A 20,587-nucleotide genomic window follows, 5' to 3' on the forward strand; every position below is an offset into this window, starting at 1 on the left:
CGTCACGTTCGCCGACCGCTCAGCCAGGTCACCAGGAACTGGACCGCGAGACAAACGGCGATCCACAGCACGATGGTCAGGCCAAGCGGCACGACGTTCGACCATGAGGCATTCCTGGCAAAGTCCGCGATCTGCGCGCCCAGCGCGGCCATCGTGATGATACCCGGCGCCATTCCAAGCAGGGTTCCGATCAGAAAGTCGCTCAGTCTGAGCTGGCTCGCGCCGGCCAGAAGGTTGACCAGCGTAAAGGGAGCGATCGGGACCATCCGGATCATCGCCACCGCGACAACACCCCGGCCGGCGATGCGGTTCTGAACGCGCAAGGCGCGGGCGCCGAGTACCGCCTGAAGGCGTTTGTGGCCCATGAGACGGCCAATCATGAACAGCAGGAGTGAGCTCAGGAGGACCCCGACCGTGGCGCTGAGGGCGCCGATCCAGGGCCCCAGCGCCGCCGCGGTCGCGGCAATCAGGACGATCACCGGAAATACCACCAGCCCGCCCAGCACGAACAGCGCAACCGCATAGAGCGGTGCGAATGCCGATTGCGCGTGCTGCGAAATCAGTGAGGCTAGGTATCCAAGATCGGTGTAGCTGCTCAGCGGCGTATAGCGCCAGGCCAGGGCCAGCCCCGCCAGCGCGACCGCGGTGCCGGCCGCCGCCATCACGGTACGCCCGTTCCACATCCGCCGCGCGGTGCGCTGAAGGTTGAGTGGATGCCTTGGGTCCGCGATCGGCTGGACGATGCCGATCAGCGCCGGCGCATGTTCGAAATCGATCGGCACCAGCGCCCAGCCCGCGCCACTCGCCGCATGGCGATCGATAAATCCGAACAAATCGTCCTCGTTATCAGCGATGACAGCTTCGTCCAGCCCGCAAAAATGCCCGATCAACCGCCGCCGCTGGCTGCGGATGAAATCGCGGTGACGTTCGGACGTCGCCTCGAACGCCAGGTCGCATTCGGTATCCGCCCCCATGGAGCGGTTGTTGATGTTGGCGGAGCCGACGCGGAGAAAGCCGTCGTCGACGATCATGACCTTGCTGTGCACCATGACCGCCGCGGATGATTTCTCATCGGCGACCGACGGATAGAGGATACGAAGACGATCGGTAACGCCGGCGGCAACGAACGGATCGAGGAAACCTCCCCGGCCGCCCTGCATCGCCTGGGATTCGAACCATGACGAATGCCCCTTCGGGGTCACGATGAGAACACGCAGGCCGGGAACGTCCACCATCCGCCGCGCCAGCGAACGCGCGATCTCGTTGGCGCTGGTGAACTGGTTCTCGATATAGATGAAGCGGTTCGCCGCGTTGATCGAGGCCTCGAACAACCGGGCGACCTCATCGATTTCCTCGCAGGTCTCGGTTTTCGGCTCGGTTCTCGCGATGCCGGCCGCAATCGCCCGCGCCTGCGCCGGCACCGATGCCGGCCAATGATCGCCTGCGACGGGCAGCAAAGGCTCGCTGGTGCAGCCAGCCGCCGTCCACCTCGCGATTGCGATTTCGCCGAGCGCGGCAGCCGCCGATCCCTCGACCATGCACTGGACATCGTGGAATGGCGGGTAAGGCTTGCCGTCGGGATCCCTGCGCAACGGATGATCGAGACGGTGCTCGCTGGTGTCCCACCTGCGGATCGTGAGATCGAGGCCGCCGACGAAGGCGATCGCATTGTCGACCACGACGATCTTCTGATGCTGGGCGGAGCCCAGCGGCAGACAGGCATCCAGGCAAAAGCGAAGCCGTCCGTCACATCCGGACGTGAATTTTTTGGCGGAATTCCATTCGCGCTCCGAGGCGTAGAGCGCGGCGAAATCCCAGGTCAGGATGTTGATGCGCAGCGCCGGCTTGCTCTGCAGCAAGGCCTTCAGGAAGGCGCCGAGCTTGACCGGCAATCCATCTTCGGCACGGCCTGACGGCCCCACCAGGTCGGTCTCGCTGTGAATATCCCAGCCGACGATATAGACCTGCCGCTCCGCACGGAGCAGCACGTCCCGCAGGGCCGCGAAGTATTCGGCCGCGTCGTTCAGCACCGCCACCCGGCTTGCTTCGCCCTTTTTCCAGATGGTCTGGCCAGGGACGAGAATCGATGCACGCTGAAGCAGTCGTCACCTCTGCGGAATGAGGACACATATCCCATTCAAACGCCCGGGAACTTGCTGAGTTCCTTCCTGGCAGTCGCGACGGATCATTGCGAACAAAGCGAGAATCAGTGACCGTGATTCGCACCTGGGGACGAACCATTCGTGTCAATTGCCGCTGCCTATCTCGACAATCTCAATCCGGAACAGCGCCGCGCGGTCGAGCATGGCGCGATCGGACCGGGCCCTGTTGCGCCGCTGCTGGTGATTGCCGGCGCCGGATCCGGCAAGACCAACACACTTGCGCATCGCGTGGCCCACCTGATCGTCAGCGGTGCCGACCCCCGGCGCATTCTTCTCATGACGTTTTCACGCCGCGCCGCATCCGAAATGACCAGGCGCGTCGAACGGATCGCGCGGAAGGTGATGGGCGACAATGCGGGCGTGATGACCGATGCCCTGGCCTGGGCGGGCACCTTCCATGGTATCGGCGCGCGTCTGCTTCGCGAATACTCCGATCAGATCGGCCTCAACCCCGCCTTCACGATCCACGACCGCGAGGACTCCGCCGACCTCATGAACCTGGTCCGGCATGATCTCGGCTTCTCCAAGACCGAAAACCGTTTCCCGACCAAGGGTACGTGTCTTGCGATCTACTCGCGATGCGTCAACGCCGAGGCGCCGATCGAGCAGGTTTTGGGGGCATCATTTCCCTGGTGCGCCGGATGGGCGACTGAGCTGAAAGAATTGTTCGCCTGTTATGTCGAGGCCAAGCAGCGCCAGAACGTGCTCGATTATGACGACCTCCTGCTCTACTGGGCGCAGACCATGAACGAGCCTGAAATCGCCGACGATATCGGCGGCCGCTTCGACCATGTCCTGGTCGACGAATACCAGGACACCAACCGGCTGCAGTCATCCATTCTGCTGGCACTCAAGCCCGGCGGCCACGGCCTCACGGTCGTCGGAGACGACGCGCAGGCGATCTATTCATTCCGCGCGGCGACCGTGCGCAACATCCTCGACTTCCCGACGCAATTCTCGCCACCAGCCAGCATCATCACGCTTGACCGCAACTATCGGTCGACACAGGCCATCCTGGCCGCGGCCAACGGCGTGATCGATCTGGCCCGCGAGCGCTTCACCAAGAATCTATGGACCGACCGGAATTCCGGGACAAAGCCTCAGCTTGTCACGGTGCGCGACGAAGCCGACCAGGCGCGCTGCATCGTGGAGCGCGTTTTGGAGAACCGGGAGTCCGGCGCGCGGTTGAAGGAGCAGGCCGTTCTGTTCCGGACATCCAGCCATAGCGGCCCGCTGGAAGTCGAGTTGACCCGGCGCAACATCCCCTTCGTCAAATTTGGCGGTTTGAAATTCCTCGATGCCGCCCACGTCAAGGACATGCTGGCATTGCTGCGCTTCGTCGAGAACCCGCGCGATCGCGTGGCCGGCTTTCGGCTGATGCACCTGATCCCGGGCGTCGGCCCTGCCTCGGCGCAGCGCGTGCTTGATCACATGGCCAATGATCCCGATCCGATTGCAGCCCTCGCCCGGGCGCCTATCCCGCCGCGCGCCGGCGAGGACTGGAAAACATTCACCGCCGTCCTTGCGGACCTGCGTCATTCAAACTGGCCGGCCGATCTCGAACGCGCCCGTTTGTGGTACGAACCGCATCTGGACCGCATCCACGAGGATGCCGAAACCCGCCGGGCTGATCTTGTCCAGCTTGAACAGATTGCGAGCGGATATGCTTCCCGAGAACGCTTCCTCACCGAACTGACGCTCGATCCGCCCGACGCGACCAGCGACCAGGCCGGCGTTCCCCTGCTCGACGAGGACTATTTGATCCTGTCGACGATTCACTCCGCCAAGGGCCAGGAATGGAAGTCGGTGTACGTGCTCAATGTGGTCGACGGCTGCATGCCCTCGGACCTCGGTACCGGGACGACGGCCGAGATCGAAGAAGAACGACGGCTGCTCTACGTCGCCATGACCAGGGCCAAGGACGATCTGCATCTTGTCGTCCCGCAGCGTTTCTTCACGCACGGGCAGCACGCGAAAGGCGACCGCCACGTCTATGCGTCGCGAACCCGTTTCATTCCCGCTTCTCTGCTCGCCTTGTTCGACAAGACGACCTGGCCAATTGCGGCGGCGGGAGCCGCTTCCCGGCCCGCAAGCAACGGTCCGCGCATTGACGTCGGTGCCCGCATGCGCGGGATGTGGCGATAGTCCGCTGGGCATCTGCCAATCAGATGAGCAGTTCGAGAGCTGCGCTGGTTCCAATTGTCTTATGTTTGCAACAGGTGCGGCGAAAATTTCCGGCGACACAATCGCGCCGCACGAAAATCCAAATTGAAAACGCAACTGGTCTCCGATCGACGCAAATCAGGGGACAACTGAATGCGACATGAACGAAATCGGATGAATGGCGATGGGGAACCGGGTGGCTACAGTTTCTTCTTCCAGATAGCGAATGACGGTGAACGTCGGGCCTGTTGCGTCAAGGTCGACGCGCCAAGCATGCAGGAGGCGTCGCTTCTGTTCCGCGAGAAGTGGCCTGTTATCGAATCGATGGCGCGCGACGGCATCAAGGACGGGGTCGTCGAGGACGGCGTGATTACGCTCGTGATGCCGTAATCACAGGCGACGATTGTAGGGTTGGCAAAGGCGCCCTTGCGCCGTGCCCACCATCACCTGCACGGTGTAAAATGGCGGGCACGCTTACGCTTTGCCCACCCCACCAAGCAACGCTACAGCACCTTCCGCTTCGCTAGGTTTCGCATCAATTCGCCGATGCCGAACGTCCAGGGCTCGCATTCGTCGCTGGTGCGCATGCGGTTGACGAGCTTGCCTAGCTGGGGCGCCGAGACCGTGACGATGTCGTCGCGCTTATGGGTAAAGCCCTCGCCCGGCGCATCGCGGTCTTTCACGGGCGCGAACATGGTGCCAAGGAACAGCGCAAAACCATCGGGATATTGATGCACCGGCCCGATGGTCTGGGCGACGAGGTCGGTGGGGTCGCGGCTGATCTTGCTGATCGAGGAATGGCCGTCGAGGACGAAGCCGTCCTGTCCCTTCACGGTCAGCCCGACATCCATTTTTCTGACGTCATCGAGCGAAAAGCCGTTGTCGAACAGCCGCAGCAGCGGGCCGACCGCGCAGGAGGCGTTGTTGTCCTTGGCTTTCGACAACAGCAGCGCCGAGCGCCCCTCGAAGTCGCGAAGATTGACGTCGTTGCCGAGCATCGCGCCTGTTATCGCGCCGCGGCTGGACACCACGAGCACGACTTCCGGCTCCGGATTGTTCCAGGTCGATTTCGGATGCAGGCCGGCATCCATGCCGGTGCCGACGGAAGACATCGTCGGCGCCTTGGTGAACACTTCGGCGTCCGGACCGATGCCGACTTCCAGGTACTGGCTCCAGGCGTTCTGCTCGATCAGCACCGACTTCAGCTTCATCGCTTCCGGTGAGCCGGGCTTGAGCTTTGAAAGATCGTCGCCGACCAGCCGCACCACTTCCTTGCGGATCGCGTCCGCCGAGGCCGGATTGCCGCGCGCCCGCTCTTCGATCACGCGCTCCAGCATCGAGATCGCAAAGGTGACGCCGGCGGCTTTGAGGACCTGAAGATCGACCGGCGCCAGCAGCCAGGGTTTTGCCCGGTCGCGGCGATCGGGCGGCGTGTTGGCGACAATGCTTTCGAGATCGCCGATCCGCGTCCCCGCGGTGCCGCGCAGCGCCTCTGCGGGGTTGGCCTCGTCGCACAGGGCACTGACGGTGGAGAACCGTGCGCTGACGTCGAAGACGCCGTCGTTGCGGACTGCGACCACGGCCGGGCCTGCGAGATCGGGCATCCACACCCGCCCCACCAGCGTGCCATCAGCGCCGTCTTCCGGCAGGACGTCTTTTGCGGTCAGCGTGATCATTTACTCGTCTCCCCTTGCGACTGATTTTTTATCACTCTACACGCCCGACGGCTTTGATGCTAACGCGCCGATCGAAGCGAGGTCAGCGTTGCCAGCATTTTCGCCCGGTCGGCCGAGTCCTGATATGCGCTGACCAGTGCGATAGCGTCATCCAGCTCGGCCCCGGCGTCGCAGCCATGCCGCGCCAGCCATATCAGATTTGGGAGCTGCTCGCTGGTCCCCAGCCGTTGCAGCAGTTCGGAATAGGGCCGCGGTTCGTCGGTCGGCGCCGGACGGTAGATTTTTGCAAACTGGGCGTGCAACTCGCTCAGCGCATTCATGCACAAAGGCTGCGTCGCCTCGAGGTCGAGCCTGACGAGGAAGCGCTGCAGTTTCCAGCGGCTTTCCTCGTCATATTTGTCGCGCAGGATTTCGACGGCGTCGGCGGTGCGGCTGCTCACCTGGCGGGCGCCGGCCAGCGCCTGCGCCTGCAGACCCGCCTCATCGACAAACCTGAGCCATCCGCGCAAATGCGACTGCGCGTTCAACATCGAGAAGCGCTCCGGCCGCTCTCGCGCAGTTCGTCCCAGTTGTTTGGGGTCACGAAGCTCGGCCAAGCGGTGAACGTCATGGCTGGGATCGGTGTATGCCTTCGCCATGGTTTCCCACGCCTTCGATTCCGCATCGCAGGAACAGCCATATCCGATCAGCCAACTCATGGCGGCAAGCGCGCCGGATACCTGGTCGGAGATCGCGGCATAGGGTTGGGGTTTGGCGCTATTAAGCCCAAGCGGCCCAACCTGCTTGCCGAGCAGCGCGCGGGCTTTCGCGCACAGCGCCGGCGTCGGATCGAGATCGAAGAAGGCGAGATAGCGAAGCGGAAAGTCACCACGGTCAAGCATCGCCTCGGCCTGGGCCTGACGCTGATCGAGCTTGCGAATGTTGTCGAGCACCTTCTGTTGCTTGGTACCGTCACGCGTCTCGAGAAACGGCGTCCACTGCCACAGCGGCGCATCGGCCGCCATGCGGGCGAGATCGGCGTCGTATTTTTGCAACCGCGCGGCCTCCTGATCGTCCACCGCCTTGCGCATCTGCGACAGCGGCCAGATCGAGGCGCAAACCGCAACGATCATCGCCAGCAGGACACCGCCGACAATCCGAATGGTGCCTGCGCGTAATCGCGCGGCCGACAGCGTGAATAGAGCCCACACAACGATCAGCGGCGGCACCAGCGCCGGAATAATGATGGGCCACGAAAACGGTGAAGCGAAAGGGCGCGCGAGCAAATCGGCAGCAAGCGCTGCCACGAGGCCCGAAGCCGGAACGATGACCAGCGCGGCAATTTTGGCGGCCCGGGGCGCTACACCTCTGGCGCCGGCGAGAATCGTCAGGACCATCAGCAGCAGCCACAGCACGGTCATCTGGATCGCCGCATAGGCCTGCGCGAGGCCGTTGCCCGCCGCATCGCTCTGGCCAAGACTGGCCACGGTCACCAGCTGCAGGCCCCATAGCAGGAGAATGACGATGCCGAGGACGGCACCGGCGGCGATGGCACCGACGGGAGGCTTTGGCTGGGCTGGTGTGCTGTTCATCGGCCCTGCCTAGCACGTGGATCACGCCGTCGTCCCGGCCTTGAGCCGGGACCCATAATCCCGGTCATCTGTTGTTGAAAAAAGGCCGTCGAGCAGCGTGCCTAATAACTACGGCCGCGGCGTATGGGTCCCCCGATGCGCAATTGCGCATCTGAGATCGCGCTTCGCTTGTCCGGGACGACGGAATCACCGCCACGGCTCCACGATGATCTTGGTGTGCCGCTCCGGATTCGCGAGATCCGCGAACGCCTGCGCGACGCCGTCGATACCGACGCTTGCGGTCACCAGTGAGGCCGCATCGACTTCGCCTTCCGCGATCAGGCGCAAGGAATAGGCGAATTCATCCGGCGTGTAGCCGAGCACATATTGGACGTTGAGCTCCTTGAGGATGCCGAGCATCGGCTCGGAGCGGTCGGTCTCCATGCAGACGCCGACCACGACGATGCGCGCATCGCGCGGCGCGCCTTCGAACACCTGCTGGATCACGCCGGGGATGCCGACGCATTCGAAGATCAACGCAGGCTTCAGCGCCGGCAACAGGGCCTGCAGCGGCGGCCGCGCGGCTTTTTCCTCCGGCGACATCGCGGCGTGCTCGGCCCAGGTCGTGTAAGGTTGGCTGCGCGCAGGGTCGACGACAATGTCAGCGCCGAGCTTTTCGGCCAGCGCCCGGCGCGCCGGCGAATAATCCGCCGCCACGATCGGGTGCAATCCCCTGATCTTGAGCGCGGCGATGACGGCAAGCCCGACCGGGCCGCAGCCGATCACCAGCGGCACTTCGCCTCCTTGGATATTGGCTTTGGCGACCGCGTGAACGCCGACCGCCAGCGGTTCGGTCAGCGCCGCATGCTCGGCCGCCAAGCCGTTCGGGACTTCCAGCAGCAGTGCTTCGCTGAGCAGCATGCGCTCGGCATAGGCGCCGACATTGTCGTTGGAATAGCCGATGCCCTGCGGGCCTTCCGCGGTCAGCAGCGCCGGCAGCGAGCACACCCTGGTGCCGGCCTTGAGTTTTCGCGTGGTGCCCGGACCATAGTCGAGAATTTCGCAGCAGAATTCGTGGCCGAACACGACGTCACGGGAAAGGTCCATCGGCTTTCGGCCAGGAAAATGTTTTGCAAGTTCGACCATGCGGTGGGCGTGCTTGCGCGCGTGCAGATCGGAGCCGCAAATGCCGCAGGCCAGCGATTTGACCAGCACCATGCCGGGGCCCGGCTTGGGCTCCGGCATCTGGTCGACGACGATCTCACCGTTCCGGAAGATTGCAGCCCGCATCGGCGTTCTCTCCTGTTATTCGTTGTCTTTTCCTCTCCCACAGCTGGCTGCGGAAGGAAAGAACGAAAACAGGCGGCGGTTTACCCCGGAAGACGGCGTCACCAAGTGTAACGGATGACGCCCTTGCCGGCATAGGAGCGGGTGATGTCGGAGAACTCGCCCTCGAAGGTAGCGGCGGCGGACCAGCCGTTCAGCCATTTCATTTCGGCGGAGGCCGTGGTCAGCGCGGTGTTCGGCGCCTGCGCGGCGCCGCTGACCAGGAAGGTGGCGCCGGGCACCGACTGGAACAGCGCCGTGATGCTGCGATCGGTGTTGAAATTATGCGCCCAGGCGGCGCGGCCGCGCAGCGTGAGGACCGCGTTCTGCATCGCAAAGGAGCGGTCGAGCCGGACGCCGAGTTCGCTGCGCCCTGTCGTGACATCCTTGGCCGCATAGTTCAGCGCAAAGGCATTCGAACCCGACAGCACCTGTTCGGCATAGGCCGGCAATTGATAGGTGGTGAACTGGCCGGCGGCATAGGGCGTGATGCCCATCCATGGCGTGACGTAACGGTAACCGCCCTCGACGCGTCCGGACCAGGCATTGGCGTTGAACTCGGCGCGCAGGCGGTCGACACCGGCCACGGTGACGGTGCGATCGGTCGTCACATCCTGCCAGCCATAAACCGCCGCGGCGGTGACATAGGCCGCACCGACATTGTGGCGCACGAAAGCGCCGGCCTGGAACAGGTCCGACCGCCCGTAGCCCGAGCCATTGACGTTGAAATTGGTGCCGCCGCCGGCCAGGGCGAAGCCGACCAGCGTCGACGGCGAGATCCGGTAGTCCGCGCCGGCGGCGAGACCGAACGCGCGCACCGCGGCGTTGTTCGATCCGACATTGGCGTTGCCGTCGCTGTTGCTGCCGCCGCCAAAGGCCGAACCCCACACGCTCCAGCGCTGATCGAACAGATCGTTGCGCGCGACATCGGCCTTGGTCGGGAATTTGGCGAAGGCGTCGCGCGCAGTGCCCTGCCGCTTCGCCGCATAGGCGTATGAACCGCTCTCGTCAGTGAACGGCGTGGCGCTGCTGCCACCGACGCTCGCGCCACCACTGCGGCCGGCGATGAAGGGATCGGTCAACAGGCCGAGGAAGATGTTCATCGCGTCGAAGGTCGACTGCTGCGATCCGGTCGCCAGCTCGCCCGAGATCTGCGTCAGGCCGGCGGATGTCAGGGAGCCGACCGCGACCGGAACGCCGCTGCCGGAATTAAAGGCATTCGTCAACGCGTTGGCGACGTTCTGCTGGTTCGGCGTGAGACCGCTCGTGAAGCTGAGCGCGAGATTGAGATACACATTGCTGGCGTCGTAGCTCAGGGTCGTCTTGAAGTTCGGCGCAACGTTGCCGACCACCGGGTTGAACGTGCCGTTGATGCCGCCGGCAGCGTTGAGGATGGTGTACTGCCTGGCGACGTAGTTTCCAGGCTCGAAGCTCACATTGACGGTGGCGCTGCCGAGCGTCGCGGTACCCGTTACGTTGGTGCGGTCGGCAGTGGTGGGTGAAACCTCGACCATGTAGCTCGCCGCTGCGGTGAAGACGAGACTGCCCGCCACGGTGAGGGTACCGATCGAATTGCCGGGCGCCAGCGCGCCGCCGTTGATGGTGGTGTTGCCGACGGTGCCGGTGCCGCCGAGCGTGCCGCCGGCGTTGACGGTCACGACGCCATTGATGACGCCGTTGACCGAGAGCGTCCCTTCGAGGACGTTCCAGTCCTGCGAACCCGTTCCGGTCACGGTCCAGTTCGAACTGCCGATCTTGTTGAAGGTCGAGAAGCCGTCATATTGATTGCCGGGACCGATCAGGCTGAGATTGAACGTGTCCTTGCCGCTGCCGCCGAGCTGGAACGTGTCGGTGCCGGTGCCCAGCACCAGACCGTAGATGGCGCTGCCCGGGCCCAGGGTCAGAGTATTGCCGATGCCGCAGCCGCAGAATTCGATCGCGGCGAAACCCGTCGCGGCATTGATTGTGCCTGAGTTGAAGACGTTGCCAGGCCCGTTGACGAGAATCCCGGTACCGCCCACTCCGACATTAATTGTCCCGGTGTTGATAATCGTATTGCTGCCGAACAGGCTGGTGATGTCGATGCCGGTAGCTACGCCATTTCCGACCGTGATCGTGCCGCTGTTGGTAACGGTGATGGAATCGCCCAGCACGATCATGCCGACGGTATCATCGCCGCCGACGATGTGGCCGCTATTGGTGACCGTGCTCGAAAAGCCGTTGTACACCATGCCGGCGCTGGTGTTGCCGGTCGTCAACGTGCCGCTATTGGTGATCACGGCACGATCGCCCTGCACAAAAAGCGCCGGCGTATCGACGGTGGTGATCGACCCGGCATTGCTGACGGTCGCATCATTGCCCTGGGCGATGATGCCGGCGACACCGCTGCCGACATTGATGCGGGCTCCTGCCGAATTGGTAACCGTGTTGAAGTCGTTGATCGCAACGATGCCGCCCGCGAAACCGCCGCCCGACGCGCCGACCGTAACGCTGCCGTCGTTCGTCACCGCGCTGTTGCCGGCAACGAAGATTCCCGGACCATTGTCGACAACGGTGATGATGCCGGTCGCGGCGTTGGTGATCGTATTATTCACGCCCGCGAAGATGCCGGAGCCGAACGTTCCGACCGCCAGCGTGCCGGTGTTAGTGACGACATTGTTGTCGAAGACCGAGATCGCAACACCGCTCGCGCCTGCGGTGATGGTCCCGCTATTCTTTATGGTGTTGGCGTTGAGCGCGGCAATGCCGGTCCCGAGATCGCCGACGTTCATGGAGCCGCTGTTGACGATGGTATTGAGATTGCCGGCGTTGATGCCGATCAGGCCGGCGGCGGGCGCCAGCGTACCGGCATTGGTGACAGTGTTGGAATCGTTGACCCCGATCGACGCCGTGCCATTGTCGTTGACGGTGGCTCCGGCAACCACGTTGACGGTGAGATTGTTGACGCCGGCGCCGGCCTCGAAACCACCGGCCACGACGCCGCTGCAGGTGACCGTCTGACCGCTCGTCGCCGGGTCAGGCGCACACGCCGCGTTCGCTGATGTCGTCGAAAGGCCGAAGCCAACGAGAAGCGCCGACAAGCCAACCAACAGCCCGGCCACGCGCTGCCGCAGCCGTTTCTCCACGCCCGATGCCGATCGAAAATGCACGCCCAAACCCCACTACCCCCAGCGCTCTGCGGCACTGTCCGGGCACAACCTAGCATGGGGTTCCTCCGTACAATTACGGTTTGCCGGGAATCCCTTGTTCTGGCTTCGGAAAATGGGCGTTTCCGGACACACTGTGGTACCCGGGCAACGCTTGGGGCGCGGTCCTTCTCATTCAGCGCAAGATCGTCGGCCGGGACCGCTCAGGCGTTCGGCGACGACTCGGCCGCGACCGTCAGCAGCTGCGAGCGGCGCACCCGTTCGCGATGCGCGGTGTAGAGACCGCTGGCGACGATGAAGCAGGCACCGGTCACGGTATAGACGTCAGGCACCTCGCCGAAGATCAGGAAGCCGAGGATGCTGACCCAGAGCAATTGCGTGTAGGAGAACGGCGCCAGCACCGAGGCATCGGCGTAACGGAACGCCAGCACCACGATCCACTGTCCCGCGGTCGAGGCGACGCCGATGAAGATGCCGAAGGCGATGTCGTGCCAGCTCGGCGTCACCCAGACGAACGGCACCAGTGCGCTGAGGATGCAGACGCCGGCGATCGACGAATAGGTCATCACCGTGATGGCGCGCTCGGTGCCGCTCATCATCCGCGTCATGATCAGCGTGCAGGCCCAGGCGAGCGCCGAGACCAGCGGAAAGAACGCGGCGGGGTGAAACGCTCCGGTGCCGGGACGCAGGATGATGATGACGCCGATCAGGCCGACGCCGGTCGCGATCCAGCGCCGCAGGCCGACCTTCTCGTTCAGGAACACGATCGACAGTGCGGTGACGAGCAGCGGCGCGACGAAGCCGGTGGCGGAGGCTTCCGCGATCGGCAGGTACCGCAGGCCGGAGATGAAGAACAGCGACGAGGCCAGCACCGTCACGCCGCGCATCAATTGCAGGCCGGGCCGCCTGGTCTGCAGCGCAAACAGCGGCGAGCCCGGCAGCATCGCCGGCATCATGATCATGGCGAACACCACGAAGCGGATCCACGCAATCTCGATCGAGGGCAGCGTCGCGGACAGATATTTCGCCGTCACATCCGAGATGCCGAGGAATACCGTCGACGCCAGGATCAGCGCGATGCCCTTGAACGGACGATCGGCACGAGCGGGCGCTTTAGGGGTGGAGTACTTCTTCTCGGGCAACGGCAATGGCGCGCTGTCCAGCCTGGCGGCTGCGGCGGGGGGCGGTGTCACGGCAATCTCGAAGGCAAAATGATCGAATCGGGCGAGGCTCTAAAAAACGCCATTTGAGGGGGAACAACAAGGTCCGATAACGGGATGCGGATATGCGCTGAGGGCGCGATTGCAACACTTTGTTAAGAACCGTGCTGCGCTGAAGCTCCACTCTCCTCTTCGTCATGGCCGGGCTTGTCCCGGCCATCCACGTCTTCCTCTCTTATAGAGACAAGACGTGGATGCCCGGCACAAGGCCGGGCATGACGTAAAACTGAATCGCGTTCACTACAGCATCGGCAGACCGCGCGGCTTCGGGCCACGCGGAAACGCGTTGTCGAGGGCTTCGATCTCGCTGGCGCTCAGCGTCAACTTCCCCGCCGCCGCATTATCCGCGGCATGCTCCGCGCTCGCGGCTTTCGGAATGGCAAACACCGCTGGTATGCGCGTCAGAAACGCGAGCGCGATCTGGCGCGCGGTGACGCGGCGCGCATCGGCAATCGCCTGCAACACCTGCCCTTCCCTGCTGTGCGGCGAGGGAAAATCATTGTGACCGAACGGTGAATAGGCGACGACGGCAACGCCGTGCCGTTCGCACCACGGGATGACCGCATGCTCGATCGCGCGCTCCTGCAAATGATAGAGCACCTGGTTGCAGGCGATCCTGCCCTCACCGGCGACCGCCAGCAGTTCGTTGAGATCGTCGGTGTCGAAATTGCTGACGCCCCATGAGCGGATTTTTCCGGCTGACATCAACTGATCGAACGCCGCCACGGTGTCTTCAAGCTCATGGGATCCGCGCCAGTGCAGCAGGTAGCAGTCGAGGTAATCGGTCTTCAGCCGCTTCAGCGATCGCTCGCAGGCCGCAATGGTGCCGCGACGCGACGCGTTGCTCGGCAACACCTTGGAGACGAGATAGAGATCCTCGCGCTCGCCGGCGGCCATCGCATCGGCGATCACGAGTTCGGCATCGCCATACATTTCAGCGGTGTCGACATGGGTCATGCCGAGCTCGATGCCGCGGCATAATGCTGCGACCGCGCTCTTGCGGTCGCCACGATCGATGTACCAGGTGCCCTGCCCGATGACGGACACTTCCGGGCCTTTGACGCCGAATTTTTTCTGCTTCACGATCGCCTCAACTTCTGATGTTGCCGACCAGACGAGGGCGGCGATGAACTTCGAGCGGGTTCTCGACCGGCAGCGCGCGCAGCCAATCGCGGAAGCTGACGATTTCGGGACAGTCAGCGGTGCCTTCAGGCGCAATCAGCCAGTCGCCCAAACCGGATCCCTCATCGACGCGGTCGCAGCGATAGCCTGGATGGTGGCCCAGGCCGCGGGCGATCAGCAGGTCGACTTTGCCCTCGACCAGCTCGTGCAGGCCGGCGGGCTGCAGGACCCGCAAGCCGATTTCCGCATTCGCGCTGCGAAACGCCGCCAACTCCAGCCGGCGCAGGTCGAAGCTGCCGTGGACCCCGAGCTGCAGCAGCACCGCGCCCGCCGGTTTCAATTGCGAGGTCGCGTCCGCAATGCGACGAAAGCCGTCCGATATTTCAGGCAGATAGGCTTGGCCGGCCGCGGTCAGGATGAGCTGTTTATGCAGCCGCTCGAACAGGCGTACGCCGAGGCGCGCCTCCAGCGCTTTCACCTGCTGCCCCACGGCGGCAGGTGTCACATGCAGCTCGTGCGCAGCCAGTTTGAAGCTGAGATGTCGCGCGGCGGCTTCGAATGCGCGAAGCGCATTGAGTGGTGGAAGGGTGTAGGTCATCGCGCTGCAGTTTGTCACTGATAGGCCCTGGCCTTGCAATAGATTTTCTAGTGCTTGAGCGAAGGAACTATGCTTTGCGCTGACCTGATGTCCCCGGTTACGGTCGCTTCGCAGCATCCGGAGATCCCATGCCTCGCCGACTGGATCATCTCGTTATTTGCGTCCACAATCTGGCAAAGGCCGCGGTGGACTGGCAAACGCTCGGCTTTTCTCTGACGCCGACCGGCGTCCATCCCTTTGGAACCAGCAACCGTCTGGCGATGTTCGGGAATAATTTTCTGGAACTGCTTGGTGTCACCGATGCCGGGGCGGTGCCGCCAGCGGCGCCCGGCCACTTCAGCTTCGCCGCCCACAACCAGGATTTTCTTCGCACCGGTGAAGGGATGTCGATGCTGGCCTTGCACAGCACCGACTCCCATGCCGAAGCGGCGCGCTTCAACGCGGCCGATATCGGCGGCTATGCGCCGTTTGATTTTGGCCGTGACGCGGTGCTGCCGGGCGGAGGCACGGCCCGGGTCGGATTTTCGCTGGCGTTTGCCACTGATCCTGCGATGCCCGGGCTCGCCTTCTTCACCTGCCAGCAACGCCATCCGCCGGAACTGTTCTGGAAGGCCGAATACCAGCATCATCCCAACGGCGCCTTGCGCGTGATCGAGGTCGTGATGTCGGCGCCGGCGCCGGCGCAGCACCGTGCGTTCCTCGAGCGCCTCACGGAGGGTGCCGCCGAGCTCGCGCCCGGGCGGTTGACGATCGGCGAGCGCGGCGACCGGATCACCGTGCTCGGCCCGTCCGAGATGGCGCGCCGGTTGCCGAATTGCGCCGCCGATGGTTCGCCACGTTTTTGCGCACCGCGGCTGGCGGTCACCGATCTCGATGCGACCGGGCGTGTCTTGAAGAATAACGGCGTCGCGTTCGAGGTCATCGGCAATGTGTTGCTGACTTCGCCCGCCGCATCGCATGGCCTGGCTCTCGAGTTCGTCGAACAGGAGACTGCCTATGGCTGAGATTCACCCCTTTTACGAACAGCATCGCGCTGCAATGGAAGCCGCCATGCGCCATCGCCTCGACCTTGCCGAGGCGATGTTGTGTGAGCGCGCGCAGCTATCCAATATTGACGGGATCAGGCAGGAGGTGATGGACGAGTTCGAAATCGTGCTCACCCAAATGCCCTATGTCGGAGGTGCCGCAAGTCGCATGAGCGATTTCTTCATGCGCCTCATCGGCTTTATGGCCATCAGCCGGGTGCTCCGGCGACACGGCGTGTCTCTGCCCGTGATCGGCGAAATCGAGCGGGAAACCTACAAGGCGCAATTGCTCACCGTGCCCGAAGCGGAACGCCTCGCCTCGGGGCGTCAATTCATGTCGGCAGAGAATCAGGCTTTGCTGCGCGAGCAGGCTGCAAAAAGCCATCAGCAAGAATTTCCGGAAGATTTCGTCTACGATTTCGTCGAGCCGGATACGGGTGACAAGTTTGAATTCGGCATCAACTACAAGGCTTGCGGCTTCTGCAAATTCGCGGCGCGCCATGGCGACAAGGAGATCCTGCCGCACATTTGCGGGCTTGATTTCGACGCCTATGCAACGCGAGGCATCCACCTGGAAAGGACACAGACGTTGGCTGGCGGCGCGAGCCACTGCAATTTCCGATTCTCGCGGCTGGCGCCGGAGTAGGACGAACTTCTAGTTAGCCACAGCCAATTGCTGCGGGACGGCAGCCGGCGCGGTTTGCGCGATCACTCGCTTCAACTCCGGAATGCAGGAGCCGCAATTGGTGCCCGCTTTCAGTTTGGCGCCGATGTCGGCGGCAGAGCGCGCGCCGGCCGCGATCGCATCGCAGATGGTGGTGCGGCCGACGCCAAAACAGGCGCAGACGATCGGGCCGGCATTGGCGAGGCCATCGATCGATTTGCCCGACAACAGCATGCGGCGCTGGTCGTTGCTGAGCGCGTCGGCGGCAAACAGCCCCTTGACCACATTCCAGTCGCCAGCGTCCCGTGCAGGCCCGATGAACAGGCAGGTCTCGATACGGTCGGCGGCAAAGGACGCCGCGCGATAGACGCCGCCGCCAAAGTCCTTGTATTCGGCGAGATCATCGCCGGCGATCGATCCGAGCCAGGACTGCCAGCCCCTGAGATCGGCATTGTCGGCGAGCAGATAGCCATGGCCGCCATTGACGGCGACGCGCGCCCACCAGGCATGATCGGGCAGTTCGAGCGGCGTGCGCGACAGCGCAAAGCCGCGGAACACATATTCGTATGGGGTGATCGAGGCCGGCGTCGCCTTGTTCTCGGGCTGGCCGGAAAACGGATCGGTGAGCGGTGCAACCAGCGATCCCACGCGTGCGCCGGTTGCCGTCACCGCGCTCCAGTGGATCGGCGCGAACAGCATGCCGCGCTGCTGGCGCTCGCTGACGACCACCCGCAGCGTGCATTGTCCGTAATCGGTCGTGACCCGCGCAAAATCACCATCGGCGACGCCGTGCCGTGCGGCGTCGTCCGGGTGCACCTCGACGAACGGCTCCGGCAGATGCTGGCCGAGCCGCGGGCTCATCCCGGTACGCGTCATTGTGTGCCATTGGTCGCGGACGCGGCCGGTGTTCAGCCGCAGCGGGCGCGCGGCCGTGGTCTCGGTGCGCAGCGCGGGAGTCTCGGGTGCAATAAAACGGGCTTTCTGTTCGCCAGCGAAAAACCCGCCTTCGGCAAAGAAGCGCGCCTGCGGCTCGGCATTTTGGCGGATCGGCCATTGCACCGGCGCCATCGCGTCAAACGCTTCGTCCGACAGCGCCTGCAAGCCGCCGATGTCGAAATCGCGGCCACCATCGTTCTCGAACGCCGAGAGTGCAGCGTGCTCGCGAAAAATGTCGGCGGCCGATGCAAAATTGAACGCCGCGCCAAAGCCGAGCCGTTTTGCAACCTCGCCGATGATCCACCAATCCGGCCGCGCCTCGCCCGGCGAGGACAGGAACGCGCGCTGCCGCGAAATGCGCCGTTCCGAATTGGTCACGGTGCCGGATTTCTCGCCCCAGGCCTGGGCCGGAAACAGCACCTGCGCCCCGGCATCGACGGTGTCGTTGGTAACAACGTTTTCGGAGACGACGAACAGTTCGAGCTTCTTCAGCGCCGCGCTGATGGCATCGGCGTTGGGCAGCGACACCGCCGGATTGGTGCCGATCACCCACAGCGCCTTGATCTCGCCGCGTGCGATGGCCTCGAACATCTGGACTGCTTTCAGCCCTTCATGGGTGGCGATCCGCGGCGCCTTCCAGAACCGGCGCACGCGGTCGATATCCGCAGGCGTGAAACCCATATGGGCCGCCAGCTGGTTGGCGAGCCCGCCGACCTCGCGGCCACCCATCGCATTGGGCTGCCCGGTCAGCGAGAACGGCGACGCACCCGGCTTGCCGATCCGTCCCGTCGCCAGATGGCAGTTGAGGATCGCATTGACCTTGTCGGTGCCCTGCGCGGACTGGTTGACGCCTTGCGAATACATCGTGACCACGCGCGGCGTAGTCGCAAACATCTGGAAGAATGCCGCGACATCAGGCTCGGACAGGCCGGTCGCCAGCGCCGTCGCACTGAGGCTGCCGGCCATGCTGCGCGCCCGCGCCATCGCATCGTCGAAGCCTGACGTGTGGCGTTCGATGTAATCGCGGTCGAGCGCGCCGTTGTCGGCAAGGTGCACCAGCAAGCCGCTGAACAGCGCGGTGTCGGTGCCCGGCTTCAACCCCAGAAACAGATCGTCATCGCCGACCGTATCGGTGCGGCGCGGATCGATCACCACGATGCGCGCGCCGCGGCTCTGCTTGTTGACCAGCATGCGCTGGTACAGCACCGGATGACACCAGGCCGCATTGGAGCCGACCAGCACCAGCAAATCAGCCTCGTCGAGATCCTCGTAACAGCCCGGCACCGTATCCGCCCCGAACGCGCGGCGATGGCCGGCGACCGATGACGCCATGCACAGCCGTGAATTGGTGTCGACATTGGCGCTGCCGACGAAGCCCTTCATCAGCTTGTTGGCGACGTAATAGTCTTCGGTCAGCAGCTGGCCTGAAAGATAGAACGCGACGGCGCCGGGGCCGTCGCGCGCGATGATGTGCTGAAAACGATGCGCGACATGGTCGAGCGCATCGCTCCAGGCCACGCGCTCCATGGTCCCATTGTCGCAGCGGATCATCGGATGCAGCAAACGGTTTTCAAGGCCGAGCGTCTCGCCGAGCGCCGAGCCCTTCGAGCACAGCCGTCCGAAATTCGCCGGGTGCTCGGGATCGCCCGAGATCGCCGCCCCGCCCCTTCCGTCCGGCGTCGCCAGGATGCCGCAACCGACGCCGCAATAGGCGCAGGTGGTCTTGGTGGCGCGCAGATGGGGATCGACGGCGGTCATGCGAGCAACCGGCTCATGCCGCCTCTGAACGGATCGCAAGCGAACGGCCGAACATCATGTCGGCGCGAATGCGCGCGGTGGGCTGACGGGTGCGGATCAGTTCGAGATACCAGAGCGCGTCGCTGACGTCGCCGATCAGCACTGCGCCGGTCAGCCGTCCGTCCGCGACCACGAGCTTCTTGTAGGTGCCGTAGTTGAGATCGCTGAGCACGATGGTCTCGGAGCCCTCAATGCCCACGAAATCGCCCGCAGAGAACACGCTGACCCCGGAGACCTTCAGATTGGTCGCCACGATGCTGCCGCTATAAGAGGCCGCGCGGCCTGCCAGATGCCGCGCCAGCACGCGTGCCTGCTCGTAGGCCGGCTCGACCAGACCGTAGCAGATGCCGCGGTGTTCGGCGCATTCGCCGATCGCAAAGATGTCGGGCGAAGCGGTTTGCATGACGTCATCGACGACGACGCCCCGGTTGACGGCGATGCCCGCTTCTTTTGCCAACGCGATGTTCGGCCTGATGCCCGCCGCGAAGACCACGGCATCGGCGTCGATACGGCGGCCGTCCGTCAGTTCGACGCCCTCGACCCGGGTTTCGCCGTGGATGCGCGCGGTATTGGCGTTGAGCAGGATCTCGATGCCTTTGCGCTCGACCAGCGCTTTCAACAGTTCCGCGGCGGGCGCATCGAGCTGGCGCTCCATCAGCCGGTCCATCAAATGAACCAGCGTCACCGGCGCGCCGGCCTTGGCGAGCCCGTAAGCCGCTTCCAGTCCGAGCAAACCGCCACCCACCACCACGACGCGCTTCTTCTGCGCGGCCAGCGTCAGCAGGAGATCGACGTCGCGGCTGTCGCGAAACGTATGCACGCCGGCAAGATCGGCGCCTGATACGTTGAGCCGCAACGGCGACGAACCCGTGGTCAGGACCAGTTTCGAGAACGGGATGCTCTCTTCATTTTCGATTTTGACTTCGCGCCGCCCGACATCGACCTCGGTGGCCCGGCAACCATATTTCAGCGTAACGCCGCGGTCGCGCCACCATGAAGCCGGCCGGAGCTCGATATCATGCGAGGCGGTCTCGCCGGCGAGAACCGACGACAGCAGCACGCGATTATACGCAAGCCGCGGTTCGTCCCCGATCACGGCAATGGCGTAGCGGCCGAGCGCAACCTTGGCCAGCTCGTCGACCAGACGCGCGGCAGCCATTCCGTTGCCGACAATCACCAGCGGTTCGCTCATGACGTATCCT

General features: G+C 64.0%; 14 protein-coding genes. 4 read left to right on the forward strand and 10 right to left on the reverse strand.

Going from position 1 to position 20,587, the window contains the following annotated elements:
• Positions 1-2: 2 nt before the first annotated feature.
• On the reverse strand, positions 3-2,036 hold the full coding sequence (locus JQ641_RS09380) for a VTT domain-containing protein (protein WP_211995685.1): 2,034 nt from the start codon (positions 2,034-2,036) through the stop codon (positions 3-5).
• A gap of 207 nt (positions 2,037-2,243) precedes the next feature.
• Here JQ641_RS09380 and JQ641_RS09385 point away from each other — a divergent pair, with 207 nt between their 5' ends.
• Positions 2,244-4,307 carry an ATP-dependent helicase gene (locus JQ641_RS09385; RefSeq protein WP_211995686.1) on the forward strand — a complete coding sequence of 688 codons (2,064 nt, stop codon included), beginning with the start codon at positions 2,244-2,246 and terminating at the stop codon, positions 4,305-4,307.
• A 192-nt stretch (positions 4,308-4,499) separates the two neighbouring features.
• Positions 4,500-4,715 carry a hypothetical protein gene (locus JQ641_RS09390; RefSeq protein WP_211995687.1) on the forward strand — a complete coding sequence of 72 codons (216 nt, stop codon included), beginning with the start codon at positions 4,500-4,502 and terminating at the stop codon, positions 4,713-4,715.
• Between the two features lie 113 nt (positions 4,716-4,828).
• On the opposite strand, the gene JQ641_RS09395 is transcribed toward JQ641_RS09390, so the two are convergent.
• The 7 genes from JQ641_RS09395 to JQ641_RS09425 all read right to left on the reverse strand — a co-directional run bounded on the left by JQ641_RS09395 (position 4,829) and on the right by JQ641_RS09425 (position 14,963).
• Positions 4,829-6,001, reverse strand: coding sequence for a fumarylacetoacetate hydrolase family protein (locus tag JQ641_RS09395; RefSeq protein ID WP_211995688.1), 1,173 nt, complete (start codon positions 5,999-6,001; stop codon positions 4,829-4,831).
• 59 nt (positions 6,002-6,060) lie between these two features.
• Complete coding sequence (locus tag JQ641_RS09400) at positions 6,061-7,572, reverse strand: hypothetical protein (protein WP_211995689.1); 1,512 nt, start codon at positions 7,570-7,572, stop codon at positions 6,061-6,063.
• 186 nt (positions 7,573-7,758) lie between these two features.
• Positions 7,759-8,841, reverse strand: coding sequence for a zinc-binding dehydrogenase (locus tag JQ641_RS09405; RefSeq protein WP_211995690.1), 1,083 nt, complete (start codon positions 8,839-8,841; stop codon positions 7,759-7,761).
• A gap of 98 nt (positions 8,842-8,939) precedes the next feature.
• Complete coding sequence (locus JQ641_RS09410; protein ID WP_211995691.1) at positions 8,940-12,026, reverse strand: autotransporter outer membrane beta-barrel domain-containing protein; 3,087 nt, start codon at positions 12,024-12,026, stop codon at positions 8,940-8,942.
• Between the two features lie 200 nt (positions 12,027-12,226).
• Complete coding sequence (locus JQ641_RS09415) at positions 12,227-13,171, reverse strand: DMT family transporter (protein ID WP_210337193.1); 945 nt, start codon at positions 13,169-13,171, stop codon at positions 12,227-12,229.
• A 312-nt stretch (positions 13,172-13,483) separates the two neighbouring features.
• Positions 13,484-14,326, reverse strand: coding sequence for an aldo/keto reductase (locus tag JQ641_RS09420; protein ID WP_211995692.1), 843 nt, complete (start codon positions 14,324-14,326; stop codon positions 13,484-13,486).
• A gap of 7 nt (positions 14,327-14,333) precedes the next feature.
• Positions 14,334-14,963: a LysR family transcriptional regulator gene (locus JQ641_RS09425; protein ID WP_211995693.1), complete on the reverse strand. Its 630-nt coding sequence runs from the start codon at positions 14,961-14,963 to the stop codon at positions 14,334-14,336.
• Positions 14,964-15,091: 128 nt separating this feature from the next.
• Here JQ641_RS09425 and JQ641_RS09430 point away from each other — a divergent pair, with 128 nt between their 5' ends.
• Entirely contained in the window at positions 15,092-15,967 is an 876-nt protein-coding gene (locus JQ641_RS09430; protein WP_211995694.1) for a VOC family protein, read from the forward strand.
• Positions 15,960-16,634 (forward strand): L-2-amino-thiazoline-4-carboxylic acid hydrolase, encoded by a 675-nt coding sequence (locus JQ641_RS09435; RefSeq protein ID WP_211995695.1) that lies wholly within the window; start codon positions 15,960-15,962, stop codon positions 16,632-16,634. The genes JQ641_RS09430 and JQ641_RS09435 overlap by 8 nt, the downstream gene beginning before the upstream one ends.
• A 9-nt stretch (positions 16,635-16,643) precedes the next feature.
• Here JQ641_RS09435 and JQ641_RS09440 read toward each other — a convergent pair whose 3' ends face one another.
• Positions 16,644-19,346: a nitrate reductase gene (locus JQ641_RS09440; protein ID WP_211995696.1), complete on the reverse strand. Its 2,703-nt coding sequence runs from the start codon at positions 19,344-19,346 to the stop codon at positions 16,644-16,646.
• Positions 19,347-19,359: 13 nt separating this feature from the next.
• Complete coding sequence (locus tag JQ641_RS09445) at positions 19,360-20,577, reverse strand: NAD(P)/FAD-dependent oxidoreductase (RefSeq protein ID WP_211995697.1); 1,218 nt, start codon at positions 20,575-20,577, stop codon at positions 19,360-19,362.
• Positions 20,578-20,587: the final 10 nt, after the last annotated feature.

The organism is Bradyrhizobium sp. JYMT SZCCT0180 (assembly GCF_018130165.1).
Lineage (GTDB): Bacteria > Pseudomonadota > Alphaproteobacteria > Rhizobiales > Xanthobacteraceae > Bradyrhizobium.